Origin of the sequence: Leclercia adecarboxylata (assembly GCF_035787115.1) — a bacterium.
Taxonomy (GTDB): Bacteria; Pseudomonadota; Gammaproteobacteria; order Enterobacterales; family Enterobacteriaceae; genus Enterobacter; species Enterobacter adecarboxylatus_E.
The window spans coordinates 266,077-280,157 of the sequence record NZ_JALKTL010000001.1 but is presented as its reverse complement, the minus strand read 5'-3'; the positions used below and the strand labels follow the sequence as shown (position 1 = coordinate 280,157).

Here is a 14,081-nt window from a genome sequence, read left to right as displayed (position 1 = left end):
GTGAGCAAGATCAAGTTATTCGGTTTGCGAATAAATTATAAATTTAGACACACGATGACTGTGATTGCCTGTTTTGAGCGAAATCAATCACAGACACAGCAACAGGAGAGCAATGTGTTAACCATTAACAGTACGATTATCAGCGGTGCGGGTGCTATCCCGGCCCTCGCGCCACTGCTGGCAGGCAAATCGCGCCTTTTACTGGTCACCGACGGTAATATCGCCCGTCTGGACGCCGCCCGCGCCATCCGCGCCCTGCTGGAAGCTGACAACCGCAGCGTCAGCGTGATTGACAGCGTGCCGCCGGAGCCAACCAACCATGACGTTCGCGCTCTGCTGGCTGAGCTCGACGGCACCGCTTTTGATCTGGTGGTGGGCGTGGGCGGTGGCAGCGTGCTGGATGTGGCGAAACTGCTCTCCGTGCTGTGCCATCCGGCAACGCCCGGGCTGGACGCCCTGATGGCGGGCGAAAAGCCGACCGTGCGCCTCGCGTCACTGCTGATCCCGGCCAGCGCCGGTACCGGCTCCGAAGCCACGCCGAACGCGATCCTCGCCATTCCTGAGCAGAGCACCAAAATCGGTATTATCTCCCCGGTCCTGCTGCCGGATTACGTGGCGCTGTTGCCGGAACTGACCACCAGCATGCCGCCGCACATTGCCTCCTCCACCGGAATCGATGCCCTGTGCCATCTGATCGAGTGCTTCACCGCCACCGTCGCCAACCCGGTAAGCGATAACGCGGCGCTGATTGGCCTGCGTAAACTGCTGAACAATATCGAAACCGCCTGTGCCGAGCCGCAAAACCTGGCGGCGAAGCTGGAGATGCTGTGGGCGTCGTACTACGGCGGCGTGGCGATTGCCCATGCCGGAACCCATCTGGTGCATGCCCTTTCCTATCCGCTGGGGGGCAAATATCACCTGCCGCACGGGGTGGCCAACGCCATTCTGCTGGCCCCCTGCATGCGCGTGGTGCGCCCGGACGCGGTGGAAAAATTTGCGCAGGTGTGGGATCTGGTGCCTGGTGCCGATACCACTCTGTCGGTGGAGGAAAAATCCCACGCGCTGGTGGACTGGTTTGCCGCGCTGGTGCGTCGCCTCAATTTGCCGGACAACCTCGAGACGCTGGGCGTCCCGCGGGATGATATCGCCTCGCTGAGCGATGCCGCGCTGAACGTAAAACGCCTGATGAACAATGCCCCGCGTCAGGTCAGCCATGCCGAGGTACAGGGGATCTACCAGACCCTGTTCCCCAAAATTTAATATCGAAGGAGTGAATCATGCGTAACAAGATTGAAGGCGTGCTGACGGCGATCGTCACCCCCTTTACGGCGGATGGCGCCCTGCATCTGCCGGGGCTGAAGCGCCAGATCCAGCGGCAGTTAGCAGCCGGTAACGGCATCTTCTGCGGCGGCACCAACGGCGAGTTTTTTGTGCTGACCGAAGAGGAAAAAGTGGCCGTCACCCGCACCTGTGTGGAAGAGGTCGCCGGACGTGCGCCTGTGGTAGCCCATATCGGGGAGATCTCCACTCGCGCCACCATCCGTCTCGGTAAGCAGGTTGAAACCCTGGGCGTTGACGCCGTCTCGGCGATCACCCCGTGGTTTGTGCCGCTGACCCAGGCGGAATTGATCGCCCACTACACCGCCATCGCCGATGCCCTCTCCGTGCCGGTATTTCTCTATAACATCCCGGCGCGTACCGGCAATGCTATCGAGCCGCAGACCGCCCGGGTGCTGGCCTCCCATCCGAATATTATCGGGATCAAGGACAGCGCGGGCAGTTACGAGAGCCTGAGCGGATTCCTGAAGGCGGCACAGGACATCGACGATTTCGACGTGCTTAACGGCCCGGACTCCCTGATCCATCAGGGCTTTGTCGACGGTTGTTCCGCCTGTATTTCCGGCCTGGCGAACGTGGCGCCGGAGGCCATCAACGCCATCTGGACGCGTTTCCATGCGGGCGATATTGACGGCTCGCGTCAGGCGCAGGATGGCGTGACTGAACTGCGTACAAATCTGTATAAAGTGGCCTTCTCTCCGGCGGCGGTGAAAAAAGCGCTGCAGGTGATGGGCGAAGAGGTAGGTGAAAGCCGCTACGCCGTGGCTTTCGATGCGCAACAGACTGAACAGATCCGCCAGATAGTGACGAAGTCACTGCAGTAACCGGCGTTTGATTTCGTCCATAAGAATACCGGGCACCGCGTGTGCCCAGGTTTCCTACGCCCTGAAGAGAGGCAAAGATGAACAATTTTACCGCTGAAGATACCCTGATCATCGTAGGCATTGTGATTGTCTACATTCTGTTTACCACCTGGCTGACCTTCCGGTTGCGCAGTAAAAACACCGGTGATTTTATGGAAGGTTCCCGCGCGATGCCGGCCTTTATCGTTGGGATCTTGCTGATGTCGGAATACATCGGGGCCAAATCCACCATCGGTACCGCCCAGGCGGCGTTCGAGGATGGTTTTGCCGCCTCCTGGTCGGTTATTGGCGCGGCGATTGGCTTCCCGCTGTTCGGCCTGCTGCTGGTGAAGCGCATCTATAACACCGGCAAAATCACCATCTCCGGAGCGATTGCCGAGAAGTACGGCAACAGCACCAAAAACATCATCTCAATTATTATGATCTACGCCCTGCTGCTGGTGAACGTCGGTAACTACGTCTCCGGCGCGGCGGCGATCTCCACCGTGCTGAAGGTGAACCTGCCGGTGGCTGCATTTATTACTGCGGTGGTCAGTACCTTCTACTTCGCCTTTGGCGGCATGAAGGGGGTGGCCTGGGTGACGCTGCTGCACAGCGCCCTGAAGTATTTCGGCATACTGGTGATCATGGGCTTCGCGCTCTCCAAAACCGGCGGCTTTACGCCAATGATTGAGCAGATGCCTTCTTACTACTGGACCTGGGACGGCAACATCGGCGCCAGCACTATCTTTGCATGGCTGATTGGCACCATCGGCTCCATCTTCTGCACCCAGTTTGTGATTCAGGCGATTTCCTCCACTAAAGATGTGAAGTCGGCCAAACGCTCCACCTGGGTGGCCTTCTTCTTCTGCCTGCCGATTGCCCTGGCCATTGCGGTGATTGGCGTGGCGGCGAAATATCTGCACCCGGAGATCGACAGCCTGTACGCCATGCCGATCTTCCTGCAGGACATGAATCCGTGGCTGGCCGGCCTGGTGACAACGTCACTTGTGGCCTCAATTTTCGTCAGCGTCAGCACCGTGGCCCTCGCTATTGCTTCGCTGGTGGTAAAAGATTTCTATGTCCCGTACCGCAACCCTACCCCGGAGCAGGAGTTTAAAGCGACCCGCTGGCTCTCCCTGTTGATTGGTTTCCTGCCGCTGATTTTCGTCCTGCTGGTGCCGGAGGTACTGAAGCTGTCATTCTTTACCCGCGCCATTCGTCTGTCGATTTCGGTGGTAGCGGTGATCGCCTTCTACGCCCCGTTCTTTAAGAGCACCCGCGGTGCCAACGCCGGGCTGATTGGTGCCTGCGTGATGACCTCGCTGTGGTATCTGCTGGGCGATCCCTTTGGTATTAACAATATGTACATTGCGCTGATCACCCCGGCGGTGATTATGGTTCTCGACCGCATCATCCCAAATAAAGCGGATCGTAAAGCGCCTGCCCCTGTTCAACATAATGGAGTCTGATATGTCTGTAACCGTAACCCGTGACGGGATTGTTCGCCCGCAGCCAGAGGATGCCCGCGTGAAGACGGCGATGTTGCCCTCCTCCTGCCCGCAAAATCACGCAGCAAACCTGCTGCCGCTGCCGGATGGCACCCTGATGTGCGTCTGGTTCGGCGGCACCCAGGAAGGGATCGCTGATATCTCAGTGTGGGGGTCGCGCCTGGCCCCCGGCAGCAACCAGTGGAGCGAGGCGGTGAAGCTTTCAGACGACGTCACCCGCTCGGAGCAGAATCCGGTTCTGTTCCTCGCGCCTGACAACGTGCTGTGGCTGCTGTGGACCGCCCAGCTCTCCGGCAATCAGGACACCGCGATCGTGCGCTACCGCAAGTCTGAGGATCTGGGCAACAGCTGGGGCGACATCGCCACCCTGCTGGATAAGCCCGGCACCTTTATTCGCCAGCCAATCGTGGTGCTGGACAACGGCAACTGGCTGCTGCCGGTCTTCTACTGCCGCACCCGGCCTGGCGAGAAATGGGTGGGTAACGACGACATCAGCGCGGTGAAAATCTCTGAAGACCAGGGCCAGAGCTGGCGCGATGTCGAGGTACCGGAGAGTCTCGGCTGCGTGCATATGAACATTACCGCCCTTAACAACGGCACGCTGGTGGCGCTCTATCGCAGCCGCTGGGCAGACAACATCTATATCAGCCAGTCGCTGGATAATGGCGAAAGCTGGTCAGTACCGGAGCCGACCGAACTGCCAAACAATAACTCGTCGATTCAGGTCACCACCCTTAAGAGCGGTGAGCTGGCGCTGGTGTTCAACCACATGAGCGCGGCGGGTGCTCTGGAGCGTCGTGCCTCGCTGTATGACGAGATTGACGATGGCGACGGACGGAAAGAGCCGGAGGTGACTAACGGACGCGCCGCCTTCTGGGGGGCACCGCGCGCGCCGATGACGGTAGCGATCTCCGCCGACGGCGGAAAAAGCTGGGCCTGGCGGCGCAATCTTGACGAGGGTGACGGCTACTGCATGACCAATAACTCGCTGGAGAAACTGAACCGAGAGTTCTCCTACCCGAGCATCAAGCAGAGCGCCGACGGCACGCTGCATATCGCCTATACCTACTTCCGCCAGGCGATCAAATACGTGCGCATATCGCCGGAGTGGGTAAAGGAGGCGCAACAGTGATTATCGGTCACCTTAACGCCCTGCCGCTGGCCGGGCTCCCGCCGGTTCTGCGCGAGATCCTTGCGCGCCCTGACTGCACCCTGGCGGCGCTCGCCGCCCGGGATGACGGACGCTGGCAGCCGGAGGGCTGCCCGTGGTTCTGCCATATCGGTCCGGCGCAGACCCAGCCGCAGGGGCAGCGCCATACGGAATATCATCATCAGTGGGCCGATATTCAGGTGGTGCTGGCGGGGGAAGAAATCATCAACGCCGGTATGCAGTCGCTGGCGCAGGCGGGCGATGAAGAGCGCAAACCGGATCTGTATATCGCCCCCGGGGCGGTGCATCCGGTGAGCATGACGCTGCGTAGTGGAGACTTCGCCGTGTTTCTACCCGGGGAGCCGCACCAGGCGCTGTGCGCGGTTGATGCCCCGATGACCGTGCGCAAGGCGGTGTTTAAAGTGCCGCGCACGCTGCTGGAGGGATGATATGCGATCAGCCATCGTCACCGGGGCCAGCTCCGGTATCGGCGAAGCCATCGTGAAACGCCTGCTGGCCGAGGGCTGGCAGGTTACCGGCTTAAGTCGGCGCGGTGTGGAGAATACCCATCCCAATTTTACCAGCCTGAGCGTGGATTTAAGTGACACCGTCACGTTTGGCGCCGCGCTCAGTAACCTTGCGGTACCCCAGGCGATTGTCCATGCCGCCGGCATGATGGCCGCCGCCCCGCTCGGCGAGCTGGATCCAGCGGTCAGTAGCCGTCTTTGGGGGCTGCATATTCACGCCGCCGAAGTTTTGTTTAACCACTTTGCACCTCGGATGAGCGCGGGTGGACGGCTGGTAGCCATCGGCAGCCGTACCTCCCGCGGCGCGGCGGGGCGTTCGCAGTACGTGGCGACCAAAGCGGCGCTGGTGGGCATGGTGCGCAGCTGGGCTGCGGAGCTGGCCCCGCGGGGGATCACCGCCAACGTGGTGGCCCCCGGGGCGACCCGGACCCCGATGCTGAGTGCGCCAGGGCGTGAGACGTCGCCACCCAAAGTGCCGCCAATGGGAAGGCTCATCGCCCCGGAAGAGGTGGCGGCGATGGTGAGCTATCTGCTGAGCGCCGAGGCCGCGCCGATCACCGGGCAGGAGCTGGTGCTGTGCGGAGGTGCGTCGCTGGGATGAGTTGTGTGGCCTGTTTGCCGGGTGGCGGCTGCGCCTTACCCGGCCTACAGTCCTCTAGGCCCGTGCAAGCGCAGCGCCGCCGGGCCATGTTGTGCTACGGTTTAACAACCGAAACCCAAACGCCGGATACCTCATGGACTACGCCCCTCTGCTTGAATTCTGGTTTCATGACCAGCATCAACCCCTCTGGTTCACCCGCAACGATGCCTTTGACGCCCAGTGTAAACATCGCTTCTATGCGCAGTGGCAGGCCGCCTGCCGGGGAGAGTTGTTTCACTGGCGCGCCACGGCCCATGGGCGGCTGGCTGAAATCATCCTGCTCGATCAGCTATCCCGCAACCTTAACCGCAACGATGGCCGGGCCTGGCAGCAGGATGGCATGGCGCTGATCCTCTCCCAGGAGCTGGTGTATCAACCGATCTGGAATGAACTCAACAACAACGAAAAAGGAGTCTCGCTGCTGCCGATGATGCATGCGGAATCACGGGTAATTCATCAGGAGGCAGAGCGGCTGTTCGCCGCCCTGAACGAGCCGGGCTTTTTGAGCGCAGAGCGTAAACACCGGGCCATTATTGAGCGCTTTGGCCGCTATCCGCACCGCAACAGCCTGCTTAATCGTCACTCCACCCCGGAAGAGGTGGAGTGGCTCAGGCACAACAAAGGATTTTAATGCTAACGCAGGAACACGGTACCCCTGAGATACAGCGCCGCCTGTCCGCCAATCAGCACCCGGTCGCCCTTCAGCTCGCAGCGCAGATCGCCGCCGCGGGCGGAAACCTGACGTGCCTCCATCGTGGTTTTACCGAGCTTCTCGCTCCAGTAAGGGATCAGCATGCTGTGGGCAGAGCCAGTGACCGGATCTTCTGCCACCCCTTCACCCGGGCAGAAGAAGCGGCTGACAAAATCATACTTATCCCCCGGGGCGGTGACGCAGACCATCTTACCCAGCGGCATCATGCCGTCGATATCGGGGGTTAACGCCTCGACCTGCTGCTGGTTTTCCAGCACCACCAGGTAATCGCGCCCTGCCCGCACCTCTTTCGCCTCACGGATACCCAGGGTGCTGAACAGCAGCGCTGGCGGATTCGCCACCGGCTCGCAGCCCCACGCCGGGAAGTCCAGCGTCAGCCAGTCGCCGCTGCGCTTAACCTTCAGATCGCCGACAAAGCGGGTGGAGAAGACGATCTCGGTGTGCGGGTAGTCAAGATACTCAAAAATCACGTGCGCGCTGGCAAGCGTGGCGTGACCGCAGAGGTTAATTTCGTACTGGGTGGTAAACCAGCGCAGCTCAAAGCCGGTATCGGTGCGCACGAAAAAGGCGGTTTCCGACTGGTTATGCTGTTGGGCCATCTTTAACAGGACATCATCCGGCAGCCATGCCTCCAGAGGGCAAACGGCTGCGGGATTCCCACCAAACGCGCGGTCGCTAAACGCATCGACCAGATAGAATGCAATCTCTTTCATTGGGTTAACCCTTTTTTAGCGCAAAAACAGATGACCTTTCATGTACAGCGACGCCTTGCCGCTCATCAGCACCCGGTCGCCCTTCAGTTCACAACGCATATCGCCGCCCCGGGCTGAAACCTGCCGGGCAAAGAGCGACGTTTTGCCGAGCTTTTCACTCCAGTACGGGATCAGCATGGTGTGCGCCGAGCCGGTGACCGGGTCCTCCCACAGCGCTACGCCCGGCGAGAAAAAGCGGCTGATAAAATCGTATTTGCCCTCGCCCCGGGCGGTAATCGACACTTTATGCTCCCCCGGCGTCATGGCGTGAATATCGGGCGTGACGGCCTCAACCTGCTGACGGTTTTCCAGCACCAGCAGCCAGGCGCGTCCTTTGCGGGCCTCGACGTAGCGTTCGATCCCCAGCGCGCAAAGCATCTCTGGCGGTGGGGTCTGCGCCCCGGTCGGACAGGCGGGAAAATCGAGGGTTAACCAGTCGCCGTCGCGGCTGACGGTGAGCCTGCCGGATGCGGTATCAAAATGGATCCGGGCATCGGGATAATCCATCTCGTTGAACAACACCCAGGCGGTGGCAAGCGTCGCATGACCACACAGGTTGACCTCGCCGTGGGTGGTAAACCAGCGCAGTTCAATCCCCCCTTTATGGCGCACGAAAAAGGCGGTCTCCGACTGGTTATGCTCCTGCGTCATCTTCAGCAGCGTCTCGTCCGGCAACCACTCCGGCAGCGGACAAACCGCCGCCGGATTACCGCCAAATGCGCTATCACTGAACGCATCAACCAGATAAAACTCAATGTCCTGCATCGCTTAACCCACTGTTAACATGATGTTGCATCCTATATTCATGGAAAATAACCCATTTCACCAGCGATTACTGCGGCGGTGTAGTGAGACCTGCATCACAAAATGATTGTATTTTCATCAGCGATGGTTTTAAGATCGCCACACTTCATTTTCGCAATCGATCCCAGATATCCCTATGACAACCAATACTGTTTCCCGCCGGGTCGCATGGCTGCGGGTGGTGACGCTCGCCGTTGCCGCATTTATCTTCAACACCACGGAATTTGTCCCCGTCGGCCTGCTCTCGGATATCGCCGACAGCTTCGGCATGGAGACCGCGCAGGTGGGGATCATGCTGACCATCTACGCCTGGGTCGTCGCGCTGATGTCGTTGCCCTTTATGCTGCTCACCAACCAGATTGAGCGCCGAAGGCTGCTGATCGGGCTGTTTGTGCTGTTTATCGCCAGCCATGTGCTGTCGTTCCTGGCGTGGAATTTCACGGTACTGGTGATAAGCCGGATTGGCATCGCCTTTGCGCACGCGATTTTCTGGTCGATTACCGCCTCGCTGGCTATCCGTCTGGCCCCGGCCGGGAAGCGCGCCCAGGCGCTGAGCCTGCTGGCGACCGGCACCGCGCTGGCGATGGTACTCGGGCTGCCGCTCGGGCGCATCGTCGGGCAGTATTTCGGCTGGCGCACCACCTTTTTCATCATCGGTCTCGGGGCGCTGTTCACCCTGCTGTGCCTGATCAAACTGCTGCCAAAACTGCCGAGCGAACACTCCGGCTCGCTGAAAAGCCTGCCGCTGCTGGTGCGTCGCCCGGCGTTAATGAGCCTCTATCTGCTGACGGTCGTGGTGGTTACCGCCCACTACACCGCTTATAGCTATATCGAGCCTTTTGTACAGACGGTCGCCGGGTTCAGCGCCCGTTTCGCCACTGTACTGCTGTTGCTGCTGGGTGGCGCAGGCATTATCGGCAGCCTGCTGTTCGGCAGGCTCGGCAACCGTCACGCCTCTGCGCTGGTAAGCAGCGCGATTGCCCTGCTGCTGGCGTGTCTGCTGCTGCTGCGCCCCGCATCGGGGAGTGAAGTGAATCTGGCGCTGCTGAGCATTGTCTGGGGTGTGGCGATCATGATTATCGGCCTGGGGATGCAGGTCAAAGTGCTGGCGCTGGCGCCGGATGCCACCGACGTGGCAATGGCGCTTTTTTCCGGCATTTTCAATCTGGGAATTGGCGCAGGTGCGCTGGTCGGAAATCAGATAAGCCTCCATCTGTCGATGGCGTCAATTGGCTATCTGGGGGCGATACCGGCGCTTGCGGCGTTGATCTGGTCGATGCTGATCTTTCGCAAATGGCCCGTCAAGCTCGAAGAGCAGCCGCATCGCGGTTAAAGCGATCGCCGGGTGGCAGAACGCCACCCGGTTTGGTTATCACGGATAGGTTTCAATAATTTCCAGCACGCCGTTGATAATAAACTGCACGCCCATACAGACCAGCAGGAAGCCCATCAGACGGGAGATCGCTTCGATACCGTCTTTGCCCACCCAGCGCATAATCGCGCCTGAGCTACGCAAACAGCCCCACAGGATCACGCCGATAAGGGCGAAGATCAGCGGCGGTGCAACCATTATCACCCACTCCGGGAAGGCCGTGCCGCTGCGCACCGTTGAGGCGGAGCTGATGATCATCGCAATCGTACCCGGCCCGGCGGTGCTTGGCATCGCCAGCGGCACGAAGGCAATATTTGGCGCCTCTTTACCCGGCCTGTCCTCGAGAGCGTCCTGCGCGTCGGTGGTATCCGTCGCTTTCTGCGCCGGGAACAGCATTCGGAAACCGATAAAGGCAACGATCAGGCCCCCTGCGATACGCAGACCAGGGATGGAAATCCCGAAGGTGTTCATCACCAGTTGCCCGGCATAGTACGCCACCATCATGATCGCGAAGACGTAAACGGACGCCATAAGCGACTGATGATTACGTTGTTCACGGTTCATGTCGCCCGCCAGCCCCAGAAACAGCGCAACGGTGGTCAACGGGTTCGCCAGCGGTAGCAGTACCACCAGCCCAAGGCCAATAGCTTTAATTAAATCAACCATTTTACCGAGTTGTCCTTATCAAAAATTAACCAGGCAAGTATACGGTGAAAACACCTGTTTAAGCCATGCGCGCCGGGCATGTAATATTTTCTCTACGTAATTAATTTATCCTGGTGATATGACGTTAGGGAAAACGGGCAAAAAAGTGATCTGAATCGCTTTAGCAAATCGTGTCATAAGTAAATGCATTCAGTTGACTTATAGTTGCCTGAGCAATAATATCTGCCGTGATTAAACTACTTGCCAGGGCAACCATTGTGAAAAGCACCAGTGACCTCTTCAACGAAATCATTCCGCTGGGTCGCCTTATCTATATGGTTAACCAGAAGAAAGACCGTTTGCTCAATGACTATCTCTCACCGCTGGATATCACCGCTACGCAGTTCAAAGTGCTCTGTTCTGTGCGCTGCGAAGGGTGTATTACGCCGGTTGAGTTGAAAAAAGTCTTATCTGTGGACCTCGGCGCGCTGACGCGAATGATCGATCGGCTGGTCTGCAAAGGGTGGATTGAACGCCGCCCAAATCCGAATGACAAACGCGGCGTGCTGGTGCAATTGACCAGCGACGGCGCGGCAATGTGTGAACAATGTCATCAATTAGTAGGGCAAGAACTGCACCAGGAACTAACAAAAAACTTAACGGCGGACGAAGTGGCAACTCTTGAGCTCTTGCTTAAGAAAATCCTGCCGTAAACAGAAAGAGGTATGACGATGTCCAGACGCAATACTGACGCCATCACTATTCATAGCATTTTGGGCTGGATCGAAGATAACCTGGAGTCACCGCTCTCGCTTGAGAAAGTGTCTGAGCGTTCAGGTTACTCAAAATGGCACCTGCAACGGATGTTCAAAAAAGAGACCGGCCACTCATTAGGCCAGTACATCCGCAGCCGCAAATTAACGGAAATCGCACAGAAGCTGAAGGAAAGTAACGAGCCGATCCTGTATCTGGCTGAGCGTTACGGGTTTGAATCGCAGCAGACTCTGACCCGCACGTTCAAGAACTACTTCGATGTGCCGCCGCATAAATACCGTATTACCAATATGCACGGGGAATCACGGTATCTGCTTCCGATCAATCACTGTAACTGCTAATCGCCTGTATTAAGAGCCTGGCCCAGTAGGCTCTAAGACGTATCGAGGAAATCATGAAACTATTCGCTTCCGCCGCCCTCACCCTGTTGGTGCTGGTCTCTGGCCAGAGTTTTGCGGAGCAAACCCCTTCTGTGCCGCAGCCAAACAGCCGCGACACAATGATCCTGCCGACCGCGAACGGTCAGTCGCCCCACGATTTTAACCATATGGGCGCAGGCAGCGACAAATCCGACGAGTTAGGGGTGCCGTACTACAATCAGCACAATTAATTCGTTTTGCCCCGCCCGCGCGGGGCTTTTTTTTAGCCTCTCAGCCGCGCCGTCCGGCGCAAGCGAAAGCCAAAGACGTTGATGTAAAGACCAGCCATCACCAGAACGGCACCGGCCAGCTGCAACGCCCCGAGCTTTTCACCCAGCAGCAGCGCCGCACTGGCGATCCCCACGACCGGCACTAACAGCGACAGCGGCGCCACCCGCCAGGTTTCGTAACGTCCGAGCAGCGCCCCCCAGATACCGTAGCCGACAATGGTGGCGACAAACGCCAGATAGAGAAGCGACAAAATGGTGGTGAGATCGATATTGACCAGGCTGTTGCGCATGACCGTCGGACCATCCAGCAGCCAGGACGCCACCATAAACGGCACTATCGGGATCAGCGCACTCCACACCACCAGCGACATCACCGCCGGACGCGTCTCCAGCTGCATGATCTTTTTGTTGAAGATATTGCCGCAGGCCCAGCTGAACGCCGCTGCCAGGGTCAGTAAAAAGCCCAGCAGCGCCACGTGTTGCCCGTTGAGGCTGGCTTCTGCCAGCACCAGCACTCCGACCACTGCGAGGGCTATCCCCGCCAGCTGTTTACCCTGCAGCCGTTCGCCAAACACCATCCCCCCCAGAATGATGGTAAAGAACGCCTGCGCCTGGAGCACCAGCGAGGCCAGCCCGGCGGGCATGCCGAAGTTGATAGCGCAAAACAGAAAGGCAAACTGGCCAAAGCTGATGGTCAGGCCGTAGCCCAGCAGCAGACGAAACGGGATTTTAGGGCGGGCGACAAAAAACAGCGCCGGGAAGGCCACCAGCAGAAAGCGTAAACCGGCCAGCATCAGCGGAGGCATATTGTGCAGCCCGACTTTGATCACCACAAAATTTAGCCCCCAAACCACCACCACCAGCAATGCCAGCAGCCCGTCTTTGCGCGTCATACCCTGCCCCTGTTTATTAAATTTTTGTAAACACTTATCAAGGTAACGAAAAAAAGCGATGAGGAACAGATCATTAATTTTGACAGGCAGGCGAAGCGCTTAGGGATAAATCAGGTGCTATACAAGACGCTTATAGCATGTTAATCCTGTTAGACATTACAAAAATTTACACGCAATTGTCGGGCAGGAACATGAACAGATCACTCAGGCGCTCAACCGCAGCGCTGCTGGCGTCATCGCTGTTACTCACCATTGGACGCGGCGCCACGCTGCCGTTTATGACCATCTATCTGACCCGCGTCTTCAGTATGAGCGTGGAGAATATTGGTTATGCCCTGACGGTGGCCCTGACGATTGGCGTGGTCTTCAGCCTGGGGTTCGGCATACTGGCTGACAAATTCGATAAAAACCGCTACATGCTGATCGCCATAGTCGCGGTGGCGCTGGGCTTCCTGGCGATCCCGCTGGTGGATAACGTCGTGCTGGTGGTGCTGGCCTTCTCGCTCATCAACTGCGCCTATTCGGTCTTTTCCACGGTGCTGAAGGCCTGGTTTGCCGACGTGCTGAGCCCGGCGGAAAAAGCGCGGGTCTTTTCGCTTAACTACAGCTTTCTGAACATTGGCTGGACCATTGGGCCGCCGCTGAGCACGCTGCTGGTGATGTACAGCCTGCAACTGCCGTTCTGGGTCGCCGCCTTCTGCGCCGCCCTGCCACTGGTGTTGATTCAAAGCTATGTACAGAAAGGTATTGCCGCCGGGAGTGAACAGACCCCCGTGGCGTGGCAGCCGTCGGTACTGCTTCGTGACCGGGCGCTGTTCTGGTATACCCTCTCCGGGCTGCTCGCCTCTTATGTGGGCGGCTCGTTTGCCAGCTGCATCTCCCAGTACGTGCTGACGGCCGATTACGACAGCGATTTTGCCCAGAACGTGGTGGCCGTGGTACTGCCGGTAAATGCCGCGATGGTGGTGTCGCTGCAGTACATCATCGGTCGCAAACTGACGGCGCGTAACATTCGCCCGCTGATGACGTTGGGGACGCTGTTTTTTGTACTCGGTCTGGTCGGGTTTATGTTCTCCGGGGAGAATCTGGTTTACTGGGGGATCGCCGCAGCGGTGTTTACCATTGGCGAGATAATCTATGCGCCGGGTGAATATATGTTGATCGACAACATCGCCCCGCCGGGCATGAAAGCGAGCTACTTCTCCGCCCAGGCGCTCGGCTGGCTGGGTGCGGCCTTTAACCCGATGATCACCGGGCTGATCCTGACCCATCTCCCGCACTGGTCGCTGTTTGTGATCATGATGGTGGCGATTGTGCTGGCGTGGCTGATGATTTTGCGTGGGATGCGGGTGAAGGGGGGGGTTGAGACGCCGGGTTTAGTCTCACATTAACGCCGGGTGGTGGCTTAGCTTACCCGACCCACGGTAAGCGGTTCTGTCGGCCGGGTAAGGCAAAGCCGCCACCCGGCACGC

Annotated in this window: 16 protein-coding genes; 12 read left to right on the top strand and 4 right to left on the bottom strand. The window is 58.6% G+C overall.

What is annotated here, in order from left to right; genetic code table 11:
* Positions 1–114 precede the first annotated feature (114 nt).
* The 7 genes from MXM41_RS01385 to MXM41_RS01355 all read left to right on the top strand — a co-directional run bounded on the left by MXM41_RS01385 (position 115) and on the right by MXM41_RS01355 (position 6,639).
* Complete coding sequence (locus MXM41_RS01385) at positions 115–1,260, top strand: iron-containing alcohol dehydrogenase (RefSeq protein ID WP_325929441.1); 1,146 nt, start codon at positions 115–117, stop codon at positions 1,258–1,260.
* 17 nt (positions 1,261–1,277) lie between these two features.
* Complete coding sequence (locus tag MXM41_RS01380; protein WP_325929440.1) at positions 1,278–2,162, top strand: dihydrodipicolinate synthase family protein; 885 nt, start codon at positions 1,278–1,280, stop codon at positions 2,160–2,162.
* Positions 2,163–2,239: 77 nt separating this feature from the next.
* Positions 2,240–3,652 carry a sodium:solute symporter family protein gene (locus MXM41_RS01375; protein WP_325929439.1) on the top strand — a complete coding sequence of 471 codons (1,413 nt, stop codon included), beginning with the start codon at positions 2,240–2,242 and terminating at the stop codon, positions 3,650–3,652.
* Between the two features lies 1 nt (position 3,653).
* Positions 3,654–4,823 (top strand): sialidase family protein, encoded by a 1,170-nt coding sequence (locus MXM41_RS01370; protein ID WP_325929438.1) that lies wholly within the window; start codon positions 3,654–3,656, stop codon positions 4,821–4,823.
* A complete protein-coding gene (locus tag MXM41_RS01365) occupies positions 4,820–5,290 on the top strand; it encodes a YhcH/YjgK/YiaL family protein (protein WP_325929437.1) in 471 nt (156 codons plus the stop codon). The genes MXM41_RS01370 and MXM41_RS01365 overlap by 4 nt, the downstream gene beginning before the upstream one ends.
* 1 nt (position 5,291) lies before the next feature.
* A complete protein-coding gene (locus MXM41_RS01360) occupies positions 5,292–5,969 on the top strand; it encodes an SDR family oxidoreductase (protein WP_325929436.1) in 678 nt (225 codons plus the stop codon).
* A 133-nt stretch (positions 5,970–6,102) separates the two neighbouring features.
* Positions 6,103–6,639, top strand: coding sequence for a DUF924 family protein (locus MXM41_RS01355; protein ID WP_325929435.1), 537 nt, complete (start codon positions 6,103–6,105; stop codon positions 6,637–6,639).
* A 2-nt stretch (positions 6,640–6,641) separates the two neighbouring features.
* On the opposite strand, the gene MXM41_RS01350 is transcribed toward MXM41_RS01355, so the two are convergent.
* Both MXM41_RS01350 and MXM41_RS01345 read right to left on the bottom strand, forming a co-directional pair.
* A complete protein-coding gene (locus MXM41_RS01350; RefSeq protein ID WP_325929434.1) occupies positions 6,642–7,433 on the bottom strand; it encodes a PhzF family phenazine biosynthesis protein in 792 nt (263 codons plus the stop codon).
* A 15-nt stretch (positions 7,434–7,448) separates the two neighbouring features.
* Positions 7,449–8,237 (bottom strand): PhzF family phenazine biosynthesis protein, encoded by a 789-nt coding sequence (locus MXM41_RS01345; RefSeq protein ID WP_325929433.1) that lies wholly within the window; start codon positions 8,235–8,237, stop codon positions 7,449–7,451.
* A gap of 175 nt (positions 8,238–8,412) precedes the next feature.
* Between MXM41_RS01345 and MXM41_RS01340 the strand changes: the two genes are divergently transcribed.
* Positions 8,413–9,609, top strand: coding sequence for a sugar transporter (locus tag MXM41_RS01340; protein ID WP_325929432.1), 1,197 nt, complete (start codon positions 8,413–8,415; stop codon positions 9,607–9,609).
* 39 nt (positions 9,610–9,648) lie between these two features.
* Here the strand turns inward: MXM41_RS01340 and MXM41_RS01335 are convergent, their stop codons facing one another.
* On the bottom strand, positions 9,649–10,314 hold the full coding sequence (locus tag MXM41_RS01335) for a MarC family NAAT transporter (protein ID WP_325929431.1): 666 nt from the start codon (positions 10,312–10,314) through the stop codon (positions 9,649–9,651).
* Positions 10,315–10,571: 257 nt separating this feature from the next.
* Here MXM41_RS01335 and marR point away from each other — a divergent pair, with 257 nt between their 5' ends.
* The 3 genes from marR to marB are packed head-to-tail and all read left to right on the top strand — an operon-like array spanning position 10,572 to position 11,677.
* Positions 10,572–11,006 carry a multiple antibiotic resistance transcriptional regulator MarR gene (gene marR / locus MXM41_RS01330; RefSeq protein ID WP_325929430.1) on the top strand — a complete coding sequence of 145 codons (435 nt, stop codon included), beginning with the start codon at positions 10,572–10,574 and terminating at the stop codon, positions 11,004–11,006.
* A gap of 18 nt (positions 11,007–11,024) precedes the next feature.
* Positions 11,025–11,408 carry an MDR efflux pump AcrAB transcriptional activator MarA gene (gene marA, locus MXM41_RS01325; RefSeq protein WP_138369239.1) on the top strand — a complete coding sequence of 128 codons (384 nt, stop codon included), beginning with the start codon at positions 11,025–11,027 and terminating at the stop codon, positions 11,406–11,408.
* Positions 11,409–11,461: 53 nt separating this feature from the next.
* On the top strand, positions 11,462–11,677 hold the full coding sequence (marB, locus tag MXM41_RS01320) for a multiple antibiotic resistance protein MarB (protein WP_325929429.1): 216 nt from the start codon (positions 11,462–11,464) through the stop codon (positions 11,675–11,677).
* A 32-nt stretch (positions 11,678–11,709) separates the two neighbouring features.
* Here marB and eamA read toward each other — a convergent pair whose 3' ends face one another.
* On the bottom strand, positions 11,710–12,609 hold the full coding sequence (gene eamA / locus MXM41_RS01315) for an O-acetylserine/cysteine exporter (RefSeq protein ID WP_325929428.1): 900 nt from the start codon (positions 12,607–12,609) through the stop codon (positions 11,710–11,712).
* Positions 12,610–12,800: 191 nt separating this feature from the next.
* Here eamA and ydeE point away from each other — a divergent pair, with 191 nt between their 5' ends.
* Complete coding sequence (gene ydeE / locus MXM41_RS01310) at positions 12,801–14,000, top strand: efflux MFS transporter YdeE (RefSeq protein ID WP_325929427.1); 1,200 nt, start codon at positions 12,801–12,803, stop codon at positions 13,998–14,000.
* The last annotated feature ends 81 nt before the right edge of the window (positions 14,001–14,081 follow it).

What these genes read in the sequence shown, in the direction of transcription:
- MXM41_RS01380 (WP_325929440.1), top strand. Translation starts at nt 1,278, where the DNA reads ATGCGTAACAAGATTGAAGGCGTGCTGACGGCGATCGTCACCCCCTTT.
- MXM41_RS01375 (WP_325929439.1), top strand. Translation starts at nt 2,240, where the DNA reads ATGAACAATTTTACCGCTGAAGATACCCTGATCATCGTAGGCATTGTG.
- MXM41_RS01370 (WP_325929438.1), top strand. Translation starts at nt 3,654, where the DNA reads ATGTCTGTAACCGTAACCCGTGACGGGATTGTTCGCCCGCAGCCAGAG.
- MXM41_RS01360 (WP_325929436.1), top strand. Translation starts at nt 5,292, where the DNA reads ATGCGATCAGCCATCGTCACCGGGGCCAGCTCCGGTATCGGCGAAGCC.
- MXM41_RS01355 (WP_325929435.1), top strand. Translation starts at nt 6,103, where the DNA reads ATGGACTACGCCCCTCTGCTTGAATTCTGGTTTCATGACCAGCATCAA.
- MXM41_RS01350 (WP_325929434.1), bottom strand. Translation starts at nt 7,433, where the DNA reads ATGAAAGAGATTGCATTCTATCTGGTCGATGCGTTTAGCGACCGCGCG.
- MXM41_RS01345 (WP_325929433.1), bottom strand. Translation starts at nt 8,237, where the DNA reads ATGCAGGACATTGAGTTTTATCTGGTTGATGCGTTCAGTGATAGCGCA.
- MXM41_RS01340 (WP_325929432.1), top strand. Translation starts at nt 8,413, where the DNA reads ATGACAACCAATACTGTTTCCCGCCGGGTCGCATGGCTGCGGGTGGTG.
- MXM41_RS01335 (WP_325929431.1), bottom strand. Translation starts at nt 10,314, where the DNA reads ATGGTTGATTTAATTAAAGCTATTGGCCTTGGGCTGGTGGTACTGCTA.
- marA (WP_138369239.1), top strand. Translation starts at nt 11,025, where the DNA reads ATGTCCAGACGCAATACTGACGCCATCACTATTCATAGCATTTTGGGC.
- marB (WP_325929429.1), top strand. Translation starts at nt 11,462, where the DNA reads ATGAAACTATTCGCTTCCGCCGCCCTCACCCTGTTGGTGCTGGTCTCT.
- eamA (WP_325929428.1), bottom strand. Translation starts at nt 12,609, where the DNA reads ATGACGCGCAAAGACGGGCTGCTGGCATTGCTGGTGGTGGTGGTTTGG.
- ydeE (WP_325929427.1), top strand. Translation starts at nt 12,801, where the DNA reads ATGAACAGATCACTCAGGCGCTCAACCGCAGCGCTGCTGGCGTCATCG.